6 protein-coding genes and 4 pseudogenes are annotated in these 13,770 nt (G+C 62.9%); 7 read left to right on the top strand and 3 right to left on the bottom strand.

Annotation, left to right across the window (positions count from 1 at the left end; translation table 11 throughout):
• Nucleotides 1–8: 8 nt before the first annotated feature.
• Entirely contained in the window at nt 9–1,346 is a 1,338-nt protein-coding gene (ltrA, locus tag B0G81_RS16900) for a group II intron reverse transcriptase/maturase (RefSeq protein ID WP_134137737.1), read from the bottom strand.
• Nucleotides 1,347–1,915: 569 nt separating this feature from the next.
• Here ltrA and B0G81_RS44675 point away from each other — a divergent pair.
• The 3 genes and pseudogenes from B0G81_RS44675 to B0G81_RS16910 all read left to right on the top strand — a co-directional run bounded on the left by B0G81_RS44675 (nt 1,916) and on the right by B0G81_RS16910 (nt 3,977).
• Nucleotides 1,916–2,047, top strand: a complete 132-nt coding sequence (locus B0G81_RS44675; RefSeq protein WP_243856510.1) for a phage integrase N-terminal SAM-like domain-containing protein — start codon at nt 1,916–1,918, stop codon at nt 2,045–2,047.
• Between the two features lie 153 nt (nt 2,048–2,200).
• Nucleotides 2,201–2,790: pseudogene (locus B0G81_RS16905) on the top strand (tyrosine-type recombinase/integrase).
• 16 nt (nt 2,791–2,806) lie between these two features.
• Nucleotides 2,807–3,977: pseudogene (locus B0G81_RS16910) on the top strand (IS91 family transposase).
• A gap of 474 nt (nt 3,978–4,451) precedes the next feature.
• On the opposite strand, the pseudogene B0G81_RS16915 reads toward B0G81_RS16910, so the two are convergent.
• Both B0G81_RS16915 and B0G81_RS16920 read right to left on the bottom strand, forming a co-directional pair.
• Nucleotides 4,452–5,214 (bottom strand): annotated as a pseudogene (locus B0G81_RS16915) (NmrA family NAD(P)-binding protein).
• A gap of 360 nt (nt 5,215–5,574) precedes the next feature.
• Nucleotides 5,575–8,268: an ABC transporter transmembrane domain-containing protein gene (locus B0G81_RS16920; protein ID WP_243856775.1), complete on the bottom strand. Its 2,694-nt coding sequence runs from the start codon at nt 8,266–8,268 to the stop codon at nt 5,575–5,577.
• Nucleotides 8,269–8,702: 434 nt separating this feature from the next.
• On the opposite strand from B0G81_RS16920, the gene B0G81_RS16925 reads away from it, so the two are divergent.
• From B0G81_RS16925 to B0G81_RS16940, 4 genes and pseudogenes are all read left to right on the top strand, one after another.
• The gene (locus B0G81_RS16925; RefSeq protein WP_134137741.1) at nt 8,703–9,998 is read left to right on the top strand and encodes a glycosyltransferase family 1 protein; all 1,296 of its coding nucleotides are present in this window, start codon (nt 8,703–8,705) and stop codon (nt 9,996–9,998) included.
• A 131-nt stretch (nt 9,999–10,129) separates the two neighbouring features.
• Nucleotides 10,130–10,761 (top strand): annotated as a pseudogene (locus B0G81_RS16930) (HAD-IIIA family hydrolase).
• Nucleotides 10,761–11,996 carry a lipopolysaccharide heptosyltransferase II gene (gene waaF / locus B0G81_RS16935; protein WP_134137743.1) on the top strand — a complete coding sequence of 412 codons (1,236 nt, stop codon included), beginning with the start codon at nt 10,761–10,763 and terminating at the stop codon, nt 11,994–11,996. The pseudogene B0G81_RS16930 and the gene waaF overlap by 1 nt, the downstream one beginning before the upstream one ends.
• Before the next feature lie 25 nt (nt 11,997–12,021).
• On the top strand, nt 12,022–13,767 hold the full coding sequence (locus B0G81_RS16940; protein ID WP_134137744.1) for a carbamoyltransferase C-terminal domain-containing protein: 1,746 nt from the start codon (nt 12,022–12,024) through the stop codon (nt 13,765–13,767).
• Nucleotides 13,768–13,770 lie beyond the last annotated feature (3 nt).

Below are 13,770 nucleotides of genomic sequence, written 5' to 3' on the forward strand. Positions count from 1 at the left end.
CTCTCCAGTCAGTTGTTTCCACATCGGGATTGGCGCGCCAATCGATGAGCCTCGGACATCGTGAACAGCCCAAGATTAGCGAAGAAGGCATTAGGCCATCGGGTGTGATCGCGCAAGCATTTACCCTGACCCGGACGGTGTAACTGTCGGCGCAGGATCGCTCGCAGACGGCGGCGGACGAAGCCGTCAACCGACGAGAAGGTGTATCGGTGGGCATTCTGGAAATAGCCGAACCAGCCGCGTAGGATCGGGTTGATCGACGCAATGATGCCCTCGATCGAATCGCCCCTGTTACGCCTGGTCAGGGCGCGGATCTTGTCCCGCAGCCCCATGAGGCTCTTCTTGCGCACCCAACGTTGGCCCGCCTCGAACCGGTAGCCCAGAAATTCGAACCCATGACCCTCCAACCGGCAATCCCCTACGTGGGTTTTGTCGGGATGCAGTGTCAAGCCGTTCGCATCCACCCAGGCCCGCATGCGAGTGAGCGCAGCTTCCGCTTCCTCACGTGTGCGGCATAACACCACGGCGTCATCCGCGTAGCGCACCATGACCAGCCCCGCCTGACGCATTTCCACGTCAAGGTCGTGCAGGTAGAGGTTTGCCAACAGGGGGCTGACAACCGCCCCTTGAGGACTGCCGGAAGTCGGCGTCCACCGCGTCATGTCTTCCATGATGTCTTGCTTGAGAAAGGACTGGATCAGTTCCAGTACCCGGCCGTCCGCGATTCGCCCGGCCACTCTCGCGAGAAGAGGTAGGTGCGGAATCGAGTCGAAATAGCTTTGCAGGTCGGCATCGACCACCCAGCAGTAGCCCGCTTTCACATGCCGGTCCACTTCGCGCAGCGCATCCTTGCAGCCCAAGCCCGGACGGAAGCCGTAGCTTCTTGGCTCGAACTCATGCTCAAAGATCGGCTCGATCACCAGCTTCAGGGCCGCTTGAACAACGCGGTCCTTCACAGCGGGTATACCGAGCGGGCGACGTCCTTTGCCTTTCGGTATGTAGACGCGCCGCACCGGCTGCGGGCGATAGCTACCATCCTGCAATGCATGCGCCAGTTCAGCGAGGTATCGGTCCCGTGCTTGCGCGAATCGCTTCACGCTCATGCGGTCCACTCCCGCCGCCCCGGCGTTCTTCTCGACCTGAGCCCATCCCAGCGCGAGCGTCTCCAGGCGAAACACCTTGTCGATCAGACTATGCCATTTGCCTCCTTTAACTCCGTTTTGGAGAGCAGCCAACATAGCGTCCGTCCAGATTGAAGCCGACGCGAATTTCCGCTGCACGCAGCTTCCCAGCGCGTCTGCATCTTGTTTAGTCGTTTCCGACACTGGCGATGCTTCGATCTTCATCTCTGCTTCCTTCCGGTCTTTTGCTATCAACTTTCCTGCCCCGCTTCCCTAGTGCGCCTTTTGCTCTGACGCAGGTCTCCACGACTTAACGCTGCCGTGTGCAGTACTATCGGGACTCTGACTCCTGCCAGCGTTCACCTCGCCGACAGGTCTCCCCGCTTGCTTCGTGCCACCGTCCCATCGTTCCGTCCTCAACCACGTGGTACGCCACCGCACCGCTTTATCTGCCACGACAGCGTGCTGTGTTACTTCCAGGCTTCGCCACTTTAGTGCAGGCTCGCCGCCATACCCCGCCGAAACAGGTTCGTTAACCTACGGACCGACAGTTCGCTTCCGGTTACTCCCCACCCCGTCTCACGACGACGCAGTTACCTTCAGCTACGGAGCTGTGGCCAACTCCGGCGGGGACTTACACCCCGCAGATAGCACGCCATCACGGGCGTACACTAAACCGCTCGCGCGGTATGGGGCTCCGTTTGCGCCTCTGGCGGCGAATGAGAGGTCTGTGGCGCCAGTGCTTATGTTGGTGACTGAGGCAATCCGCCTCGCTCTCCAGCAGGAGCCCAATCATGACCTCTCCACAGGCAAGCGCCAGTCCACTGCGCCAGCGCATGGTTGATGACATGCGCATGCGCAAGTTCGCGCCCAAGACCCAGTCCGGATATCTGCGTGCCGTACGCCAGTTCGCCAGGTTTCTTTAGCGTTCACCCGATACTGCGACTGTCGAGGACCTCCGGAATTACCAGCTATATCTGGTCGATCACGGTACCTCGCCGGTCTCGCTCAACGCCGCAATCAGCGCGCTGAAGTTCTTCTTCGACGTGACGCTCGGCCAGCCTGAACTGATGGCCCGGATGCATCCGGTTCGTGTGCCCCGCACACTACCCGTCGTACTCAGTCCCGATGAAGTGCGGCGGCTGATCGCAGCCGCCGGCAACCTGAAGCACCAGACCGCGCTGTCGGTCGCCTATGGCGCCGGCTTACGCGCGAGCGAGGTGGTCGCGCCGAAGGTAAGCGACATTGACAGCCAGCGCATGACGCTGCGCGTCGAGCAGGGCAAGGGCCGCAAGGACCGCTACGCGATGCTCTCGCCGGTCCTGCTCGAACGCCTGCGGCTGTGGTGGCGGGTCGCCCGTGCCCAGGGCACCATGCTTGATCGCGGGTGGCTGTTTCCCGGAATGGATCCCGTCGACCCACTCAGCACGCGGCAGCTGAACCGCGCCGTTCACGCTGCCGCCGAGGTTGCGCAGATCGACAAGCGCGTCTCCCCGCACACCTGCGTCACAGTTTCGTGACACACCTGCTCGAGCAGAAGGTGGACATCCGCGTCATCCAGGTGCTGCTGGGTCACAAGCAGTTCGAGACCACTGCACTTTACGTGCAGGTCGCCACCGATCTCCTGCGCGAGGTCATCAGTCCACTGGAGCGTCTGCCCTCCGAGTAACGCGGCGCAGTACCCCATGCTGGAGGTCGCGGACATCTTCCGCGCCCAGGGCCCGGCATGGCGACGTACGGTGTCGCTGAGCCTGGGGCAGCTGAAGGTCATGTCGGCCATCGAACAGTGCCGCGCCGCGGCGCTGGGCGGGCATGTGCTGCGCTGTTCCGGCTGCGACCACCTCGAGGTCGCGTACAACTCCTGCCGCAACCGGCACTGCATGAAGTGCCAGGGCAGTGCCGCACGCCGCTGGCTCGAGGCACGCCAGGCCGACCTGCTACCGGTCGAGTATTGCCACGTCGTCTTCACGCTGCCCGCGCCGATCGGCGCAATCGCCTGGTACAACAAGCAGGTCATCTACGGGCTGCTGTTCGACATCGCCGCCAGTACACTGCAGACCATCGCCGCGGATCCCCGGCACCTCGGTGCGCAGATTGGCGCCACGCTCGTGCTGCACACCTGGGGCTCGGCGCTCACGCATCATCCACACGTGCACGGCATCGTTCCCGGTGGCGGTCTGTCGCCGGATGGTGAGCGGTGGATTGCCTGCCGGCCTGGCTTCTTCCTGCCGGTGCGGGTGCTCTCACGCCTGTTCCGCCGTTGCTTCCTCGAAGCTGCTTGCGCAGGCGCACCGGTGTGTCCGGCTGCAGTTCTTCGGTGAGTATGCCGGACTCGCCGGCCCGGCTGTCTTTGCCCGGTGGCCTGCGCCGCTGCGTGCCTGCGAATGGGTCGTGTATGCCAAGCGTCCCTTTGCGGGACCCGAAGCGGTACTCCCGTATCTCTCCCGCTATACACACCGTGTGGCCATCTCCAGCCAGCGCCTGCTCGCGTTCGATGAACGCGGCGTGACGTTCCGTTGGAAGGACTACCGCGAGAAGGGGCGTGCCCGCTACAAGACCATGACCCTGGAAACCGGCGAGTTCATGCGTCGTTTCCTGCTGCATGTGCTGCCCGGCGGTTTCCATCGCATCCGTCACTACGGACTGCTTGCGAACCCGGTGCGCCGCGCCAGCCTCGCGAAGGTGCGTGCACTGCTGCACGTCGCGGCGGAGGTCAACGCATCACCCGAAGAATCCCCCGTCGAAACCCGGACGGCCTTCATCTGCCGGCACTGCGGCGCGCCGATGATCGTCATCGATATCCTTGCGCGCTCCGCACCGATTCGCGCGCCACCCACGCGCCGGGGCGAGACGTGAGCGCAACTGTTCCCGGACCAGCAACCCGACCGTCGGCTCTGCGGCAACGCGGCCCACGAGCGGACGGTTGCGCCTGTCTTCGTGCGCAGGGCCTCGCACGACCGCTTCACCATCACAATGGAGCGATTGCATCGCTTCGCCGTGGCCTCACCGCCCATCCGGCATCACGCCCGGCCGCATGTCCTGCAATACCGCAGCCCCTCCTGACCCATCAATCGCCATAGTCATCGACGCTTCAACTGCATCGGTGCACTCCGCGGTTTCCTCCCTTCAGATTTATTCAGCGCCTGCCCCGCTGTGCTACCAAACACACGTGCCCCGAACGAAAGCCCACCATCGGGCTCAGTGCAGTTTATTTTTAGCTAGCGCAGGGGTGCTAGCGCTGGAGTGGTTGACGACTTATACGGGGCAGTCGATTTTTTGAGTGTTGCCGCCGTGGCGGGGCGCGGCGCTCGCCACCCCGCCTGTCGCGATCTACCCCACCCGCGCCACCAACTCCGCCAGCACGGTCTCATAAGCGGTTGCCCCCACCACCCGCTCATTCACCCCGTCCTCGAAATCGATCCACCCCGAGTTGAACCCATCGATCATCTCGATACGCGGCGCCGGCCACGCCGTGCCTTGCGTCTCGAACAACGCTTCCCACTGATCGCGCGGCACCGCCTGCGCCTTCACCGACCGCCCCAGCACGCCGCCGAGCAGCGCGGCGATCTCATGCTGCGTGTAGCGCTGCGGGCCCTCAATCTCGATCACGCGACGGCCCTGCCACGACTGCGTCAGCGTGCCGGCGATCACGCGGCCGATATCCGCGGTGGCGACCATCGGATACGCGCGCTCGAGTGGTTGCAGAAAGCTCGGCATCGCACCCGTGTCGCGGGCCGGGGCGATATCCCATAGCGAATTTTCCATGAACCACGCGGGCCGCAGGATCGCCGTCGGAACCGGCAGGCCGGCAAGCGCCGCCTCGAGAATATGCACCTGCGTAATCAGGCCGAGGCCGGACTCGCGCTGCCCGCCAATCGACGACAACGCCGCGACGCGTTCCGGCCGCGCCGCCGTCAGCGCCTGCTTCGTCGGGGTCTTCGAACGAGGCAATCGTCACGTCGGCGCCGCGCTTCGCCCACTGTTGCGCCTTGCTCTCGTCGCGCAGTATGGCGCGCACGGCATGCCCCGCGTCCAATAATGCGCGTGCCGCCGCGCCGCCAACCTGCCCTGTCACACCGGTAATTGCAAACATGTTTGTCGCTCCTCGATTACGGCCCATGCCGCGCTGACAAGCATTCTCGGTGTCTCCCATCAATTTCACGAGAGCATTAATGTCATTTATTTAATGATTAATTGGCATGGAACAGTGTCCTTGAAGACCACCGACGTATGGAGAACCATCAAAGTCTGCACGGAAAATGATCGGAAACCTACTGCCGCTGTCGTAGCCTCAAACGCGAGATCGGGACGAAATTTGCCTGTAGCCAGCGCGGCACCGGCGAAGCCCAGGAACTCACGTCTCGCAAGGGGCCGCATGAGCAGATGGCCTTTGTTGCGCGGGCGACCTTGCCCGCCTGTCCGTTACGCGTGAGCAATAGCAGTGTCGCGACGCTCACGAGCGCGAGTCGGCCGAGCCGTCGAGCGGCTTGTTTCCAGTAAGACGCGCAATTTCCGCAATCAATCTTTCCGGCGTAACCGGCTTTGTCAAATGCGATTGAAAGCCCGCTTGCAGTGCGCGCACGCGGTCGTCGGCCTGCGCATAGCCGGTCAGCGCGATTGCCGGCATCACTGCGGTATCCACCCTCGAACGTTCGCTCTCGAGCGCCCGGATTTGCTGCAGTACTTCGTAACCGTCTTCGCCGGCAAGCACGATATCACACAGCAACAGTCGCGGCCACTCATCTATTGGCGTGTCACTTAACCACTCGATTGCCTGCGCGCCAGACCACGCAAGCTGCACGCGCGCACCGTTTGCGTTCAGCACCGCTTCCAATGCATCGCGCGCTTCTTCCTGGTCGTCGACAACCATGATGAGCAGGTCGCGAAACGGCGCCGCGCCTCCTTCGCCCAATGACTGCGCAGCAAGCGGCCGCGTATCGGCCACGGGATGAAGCGGCAACATGGCCACATACGCGAGCCGCCCGTGCAGCGGCATCAACGTAAAGCCGCCGCCCGCGCTCGCAAGCGTGGCCTCCACGTGTTGCGCCGCCGCCTCAGTGAGTTCGGTCGGCTTGTCTGCGGCCCCTTCCACGCTGAGCCAGACATAGTTGTCGTAACGTTCGGCCCGTAGTGCAATGCGCGCGCCGGGCAACGCCCGCACGATTTCGGCGCGGCATAGTTCCACGATCACCGGTTGCAGGATACCGAGGTCGCCGGTCACACGCAGGTCGTTGCCGCCCAGTTCGGAGGATACAGTCACGCGCCGCGCGGTGATCTCATCATGCAATCCGTCGATCACGCCGGCCGCCAAGGTGGCGAGGCCCAACGACTCCCCGCTCATCTTTCGCTGCGCGTGTTCGAGTTCGCCCTGCTGCCATTGCAACGACCACATCTTCGCGTACACGCCGTCGCGCGCAAGCAGTTCGCGATGCGTGCCCTGCTCGACCACGCGGCCATGCTCCATGACCAGAATCCAGTCGGCGTCGACCACGGTGGAAAGCCGATGCGCAATCACGATCGACGTCCGGCCTCGCGCGAGACGCGTCAACTCCGTCTGGATCGCGCGCTCTGAACGTGTGTCCAGCGCCGAGGTCGCCTCGTCGAACACGATGATGCGCGGCTTCTTCAGAATGGCGCGAGCAATCGCGATGCGCTGGCGCTCGCCGCCTGACAGGCGTACGCCCCGTTCGCCGACGTGCGTGTCGTAATGATCCGGCAACCGCTCGATAAATTCGTCCAGTTGCGCGGCGCGCGCCGCGTGCACTACATCGGCGCGCGTGGCGGTCGGCCGCCCGTACACAATGTTGTAGGCAATCGTCTCATTGAACAGAACCGTATCTTGCGGCACGATACCAATCGCTTCGCGCAGGCTTTGCTGCGTCACTTTCGCAATGTCCTGACCGTCGATGCGAATCGCACCATGTTCCGGTCGATACAGCCGGAACGGCAGCTTCACGATGGTCGACTTGCCCGATCGGCTGCCACCCACCACCGCAAGCGTTTTGCCGGCATACGCACGAAAATCGACGTCGCGCAATATAGGCCGCGCCGGTTCGTAGGCGAAATCCACGTGCTCGAATTCGATCTTCCCGGCGCTGACGATCAGCGGCCCTGCCGACGGTTCGTCGATATCTTCGCCAGCCTGGCCGCGTGTGTCGAGAATCGCGAACATGCGCTCTATGTTGACCATCGCGTCGTTGGTCTCGCGAAACACGAACCCGAGCGTATTTAAAGGCATGCAGATCTGGATCAGGTATGCGTTGACCAGAATCAGATCGCCGACACTCATGGCGCCGGCCACGACGTACTGCGTGGCGAGCAGCATGATGACCGCTACGCCGAGCGCTATAACCGCGCTTTGCCCCACATGCAGTGCGGTCAACGCGCGCTGGTTCGCCGTTCTCGCATGCAACCATTTTTCCAGTATCTCGCTCAAACGGCGTGTTTCGACTTCCTCAGTCGCGAAATATTTGACGGTGTCGTAGTTGAGCAAACTATCGACAAGACGTCCGTCCGACTGCGCCTCCAGGCGATTCACCGCACGCTGGAACGTGACGCGTCTGCGCGTGAAGATAAACGTATAGACGGCATAGCTTACGAAGGTGACTGCGATCGCCAGCGTGAATTCGCGCGCGTAACCGCGCACCATGATCGAGACGATAGCGGAGATCTCGAAGGCGGTCGGCACGATGGTGAACAACGCGACACCTAGCAGAAAACCGATACCGTCAGCCCCTTTCTGCACGTCCCGAACAATCGCGCCGGTCTCGCGCCGTGCATGAAATCTCGCGCTCATCCGGTGCAGATGCGCGAATGTTCGTTCAGTAAACGCGGCCACCGTGCGCTGCGTAACGATGCTGAACGCTACGTCGCGTGCTTCGTTAAGTGCATCGCCGAGAAAGCGCAGTAATGCATAGGCCAGCACCAGGAAAACCGGAAATAGCGCCCGCGCAGACGGATGACCGAGTTCGTCGACGATGTGCTTGAGGACGAGCGGAATCAAAACGACCGATAGTTTCGCCGCGAGCATCAGTACGAGCGCGAGTATGGTTTGCTTGCGATAGCGCCAGATCGCGCGCGATAGATCGGAAGCAATGCGGCCAGTCAGTTCTGAACGGGAAGATGTCGGCGAGTCGGATGTGGGCAGGGAGTGCCGCGCTACCGAAGCAAAAGCGAGAGCGTAGCGGCGTGTGAGGAATGCGGACCCCGGAGGATCTCGCACGAAGATAAAAAAGTGAGCGTGCTTCGCATAGAGCGGTGCGCAGCAAGCCGCGATCCCGCACGGCAGGAAACACGGCACACGTGCAGTACATCCGAAGAATTTTCTGCGCGGCACCGGCAAATACCTCACGGCGTGAAGTTATTTCTCGCCGCCAACGTTACATGGAGCCTTGTAAATCAGGGAACGCTACAGCGCCTCCCTCGCTGGCGAATTGGGGCGCGCCACAGCGCTCACTCCTTCAGCAAACGCCTTGCCGATGCGAACGCGAAAAAGAAAATAGGGAGTGGCACACCGCATGCGGCGTCCGCTTCAACCGCCTGCCTCTTCCCATCGTCATCGCTTCTTCGCCAAGGAACGTCATGAAAATCGCCCTTATCAGTGAACACGCCTCCCCTCTCGCGGTCGCCGGCGGTGTGGATAGCGGCGGGCAGAACATCTACGTCGCCAACGTCGCGCGAGAACTCGTCGCTATGGGACACCAGGTGGATGTCTTCACGCGACGCGACCGCGCACTGTTGCCGGTCGTCTCCGACATGGACGGTGTGCGTGTGATCCATGTTCCGGCCGGGCCACCGATGCAGTTGCCCAAGGAGCAATTATTGCCGGTCATGGACGAGTTCGCTGCGTTTCTGATCGACTTCTTCCGCCATGAACGCGATCCTTATCAGGTCATTCACGCCAACTTCTTTATGTCCGGCCTGGCAGCGCTGCGGGTCAAAGATGCGCTCGGTATTCCGCTCGTGACTACCTTCCATGCGCTTGGCCGTGTGCGCCGTATTCACCAGGGCGCCGCCGACGGCTTCCCCGACGAGCGTTTCGCCATCGAAGACGAACTGGTGGCACGCTCCGATATCGTCGTGGCCGAATGTCCCCAGGACGAAGCCGATCTGGTCGAACACTATCGCGCCGACCGCTCGCGTATTCAGATCGTGCCATGCGGCTTCGACGCCGACGAATTCTGGCCCGTGGACCGCGCCACCGCACGTGACGCGCTGGGCTGGCGCAAGGACGAATTCGTCGTGTTGCAACTCGGCCGGCTCGTACAGCGCAAAGGCATCGACAACGTGGTGCGCGGCGTCGGCGTACTGAAGCAGGCGTTCCGCGCGTCCGCGAGGCTTTACGTGGTCGGTGGCAACTCGGACGCCCCGAACGAACTGGCCACGCCGGAAATCGCGCGGCTGCACGGCATTGCGCGGGAGTGCGGCGTGGAGCAGCAGACCACCTTCGTTGGACGGCGCGGCCGCGCGCAGTTGCGTTACTTCTACAGCGCCGCCGACGTATTCGTCACCACGCCTTGGTATGAGCCCTTCGGCATTACCCCGGTCGAGGCGATGGCGTGCGGCACGCCGGTGATCGGTGCGAATGTGGGCGGCATTCGCTATTCGGTCGCGGACGGCGTGACCGGCTTTCTCGTGCCGCCACGCGATCCCGGTGCGCTCGCGGAGCGTCTGGACCAATTGCGACGCGATCCAGGCCTCGGGCGCCGCATGGGCGAAGCGGGACTGGCACGCGCGCACGCGGAGTTCACATGGAGAGGGGTCGGCAATTCGCTGGCTGCAATCTACGCCAGGGCCGCGTGCCTCGTACCCGCACGAACCGAGGCAGAGCAGATCGCGGTACCGAAACGGGCGGTAGCGGGCGCGGTGCAGCGCTAGTGCAGACGTGCGCGCTTATGCGTAGGCATGCGTGCGTGCTCATGCGGACCACACGCGCTGTTTGAACTGGCTTCACGACGCCCGCAACGGTGTCCTTTGGAATCGCTTTGCTTCTTGTTGGGACCTCCATCATGCAACCCGCGGTATTCCTCGATAAAGACGGCACGCTGCTGGACGACGTGCCGTACAACGTCGACCCTTCGCGGATGCGTCTCGCGCGGGAGCGCGCGAAGCGCTACGCCTGCTCGCTGCGCACCCTGTTGCGTTGTTCGTCGTCAGCAATCAAGTGGGCGTCGCGTTGGGCAGATTCGGCATTACCGCACTGGATGGCGTCGAAGCGCGATTGCATGCCCTGTTCGGCGAGAACGGCGCTGCGCTGAGCGGCGTTTACTGGTGTCCGCATTATCCGCACGGCAACGTGGCACCGTATGCAATCGCATGCGATTGCCGCAAGCCCTCGCCCGGCATGTTGTTGCGCGCTGCGCGCGAACATCGGCTCGACCTCGCGCGAAGCTGGTTCATCGGCGACATTCTTCACGACGTCGAAGCGGGCAACCGCGCGGGCTGCCGCACCGTATTGCTCGATAACGGCAACGAAACAGAATGGCTGGCCGGCGAGTTCCGAGTGCCGACCGCGCGCGCAACCGACCTGTATGAAGCCGCGCGGATCGTCGTGTACGGCATGAACAGTGCAAATGAAAACGACAGTGGACGCGACGGCAGCCGCAATGCACGAGCGCTACCGCGCAGGGAGTTTGCCTGATGAACGCCCCCATGCTGCTCCCGCCGCCAACGTTTTCGCACGCACGCGTGATCGACACGCCGCCGGCTACGAGCTGGGGAGAAGCGGTCAAACGCATTCTGTGCGTGCGTCTCGACAATCTCGGCGATGTGCTGATGACTACGCCCGCGCTGCACGCACTGCGCCAGTCCGGTCCAGACCGTCATATCACCTTGCTGGCATCGCGCAGTGGCATTGCGCTCGCGCCGTTTCTCGACGATGTGGACGACGTGATCGTCTACGACGCACCGTGGGTGGATCGTCCGATGGACGCCACCCACACGTGGATGGACGACCAGCGCATGCAGGAACGACTGCGCGGCGGCGGCTTCGACGCCGCGGTGATTTTCACGGTCTACAGTCAAAGCCCCCTGCCCGCCGCAATGCTCTGCTATATGGCCGGCATTCCGCGACGCCTCGCGCATTGCCGCGAAAACCCCTACGCGCTATTGACGGACTGGCTGCGCGAACCGGAACCGCAGCAACGCACGCGCCATGAGGTGCAGCGGCAACTCAATCTCGTGCGCCACGTGGGCGCGCAAACACAGGACACACACCTGCGGTTTCACGTCGACACCGCCGATCGCCGGTCCCTCGAAGCGCAACTTACGGCGCGCGGCGTGGCGTGCGAAGACGGCTGGATCGTGCTGCATCCGGGCGCAACCGCCGCATCGAGGCGCTATCCGCCGGAACGCTTCGGCGAAGTCGCAACCCAGCTTGCTCGCGAAGCTGGCGTGCCGGTCCTGATTACCGGTAGTTCGAGCGAACGGGAACTGGTCGCCGCCGTGATACAGGCGGCCGCGCCAAGCGCGCGCGCCCTTCTCCACGATCTGAGCGGCGCGCTCACGCTCGGCGAACTCTCGGCATTGATCGAGCTCGCCAGCGTGTTGGTCTCGAACAACAGCGGGCCGGTGCATCTGGCTTCCGCATTGAAGACGCCCGTGGTCGATCTCTACGCGCTCACCAATCCCCAGCACACGCCCTGGCAAACGCCGCACCGCGTGCTGTTCCGCGATGTCGAATGCCGCTGGTGCTATCGCAGCGTGTATCCGCAGCAGCATCACGCCTGTCTGCTCGGCGTCGCACCCGCCGAAGTCGCGAGGGCCGCCTTCGAATTGCGCGGCGTGCCGAATGCGCGCGGAGAGACTCTCCGATCCGAAGCTCCGACAGCAACCGTCGGCGCGACGCCGCCCGCCGAACAATCTCTAGCCCCTTGAAAATCCTTCTTTATTGCGAGCCATCATGTACACACTCGGAATCAACGCGGTCTATCACGATAGTGCGGCCGCCTTGTTGCGCGACGGCGTGGTATTGGCCGCCGCCGAAGATGAGCGTTTCACGCACGTCAAACATGCCAAACGCCCCGTGCCGTTCTCGACGTGGAAACTGCCCTTCGACGCCATCGACTATTGCCTGAAGACCGCCGGCATCACGCTCGCGGACTTCGATCACGTGGCCTACTCGTACGACCCGAATCTGTTCGGGGGGATGCCGAGCCGGCCAGGCGCCGTTATCGAACTGCCCTTCGATCCGGCCGGCACGCGCCTTAGCGATCCTTCGGCGTCGCCATGGGACCCCCTGTTTCTCAGCTATATTGCCAACGCCCGGGCGCAGTTGCTCGACGGCGCGCCGCATCATCTGAAGAAGCGCTTTCAGGGCGTGGACCGCGACAAGGGCTTCAAGTGGCATTTCGTCGATCACCATCTCGCGCACGAAGCCAGCGCCTTTCTCGCCGCACCATTCGACGACACGGCCGTGCTCACCATGGACGGTCGCGGCGAAGGCGTAACGACGAGCATGGGGCAGTTCGTCGGCGGCGAATACAAACGGCTGAGGCAAGTCGAGTTGCCGCATTCGCTAGGGTTGCTCTATGAGGCCGTAACGGACTGGCTTGGCTTTCTGCATTCTTCGGATGAGTACAAGGTGATGGCACTCGCCTCTTACGGCAAGCCGGACTATCTCGACGTATTTCGCGAGATAGTCCGCTACCGCAGTGACGGAACGTATACGGTCGAAGCGCCGCGACTTGTCGAACGCTTCGGTCCCGCGCGCGAACGCGGAGCAACGCTCGAGCCGCGCCACTTCGACATCGCGCATTCGTTGCAGCGCGTGCTGGAAGAAACGGTGCTGCAACTCGCGGACTGGCTGCACCGGCAAACCGGTTTGAGCAAACTCAGCATGGCCGGCGGTGTGGCGTTGAACTGCGTAATGAACTCCAAGTTGCGCAACGCCGGACCGTTCGACGAAGTATGGGTCCAACCCGCGGCAGGTGACGCGGGCACCGCGTTGGGCGCCGCGCTATGGACCGACTATCGCGAGCGCGCCGCGCGCGGCGACCGCACGCGTCACTGGAAAATGGATCATGCGTACCTCGGACCCGAATATAGCGAAGCGGAAATCGAACAGTTTCTGACATGGTCGAAAATCCCATACCGGCGCTTGAACGACATTGCAGGCGACACCGCCAGCCTGCTCGCGGACGGCAAGGTGATCGGCTGGTATCAGGGCCGAACGGAATTCGGCCCTCGCGCGCTCGGCGCGCGCTCGATTCTCGCCTCGCCGGTCGATTCGCGCATGCAGGCCAGGCTTAACGAGATCAAGGACCGCGAAGACTTTCGCCCAGTCGCGCCAGTCGTCATGGAAGAGCATGCAAACGAATGGTTCGTGGACGGGCGCGTTGCGCCGTTCATGCTGTTCGTGTTCGACGTGCGCGCGGATAAGGCGGAACGCATTCCGGCAGTTCGTCACGTGGACGGCACCGCGCGCGTGCAAACCGTGAACCGCTCGCAGCATCCGCTGTATTACGACCTGCTCGATGCGTTCAGACAGCGCACGGGGGTGCCGATTCTCGTCAATACTTCATTCAATACACGCGGCGAGCCAATGGTGAATTCTCCACGCGATGCCGTCGAGTCGTTCTGGACTTCGCCGCTGGACGCGCTCGTGATCGGGCCGTTTCTCGTCGAAAAAGCGGGAGCCACCGCATGAGTT

This window comes from Paraburkholderia sp. BL6665CI2N2, from assembly GCF_004366535.1.
In the GTDB taxonomy this organism is placed as follows: domain Bacteria; phylum Pseudomonadota; class Gammaproteobacteria; order Burkholderiales; family Burkholderiaceae; genus Paraburkholderia.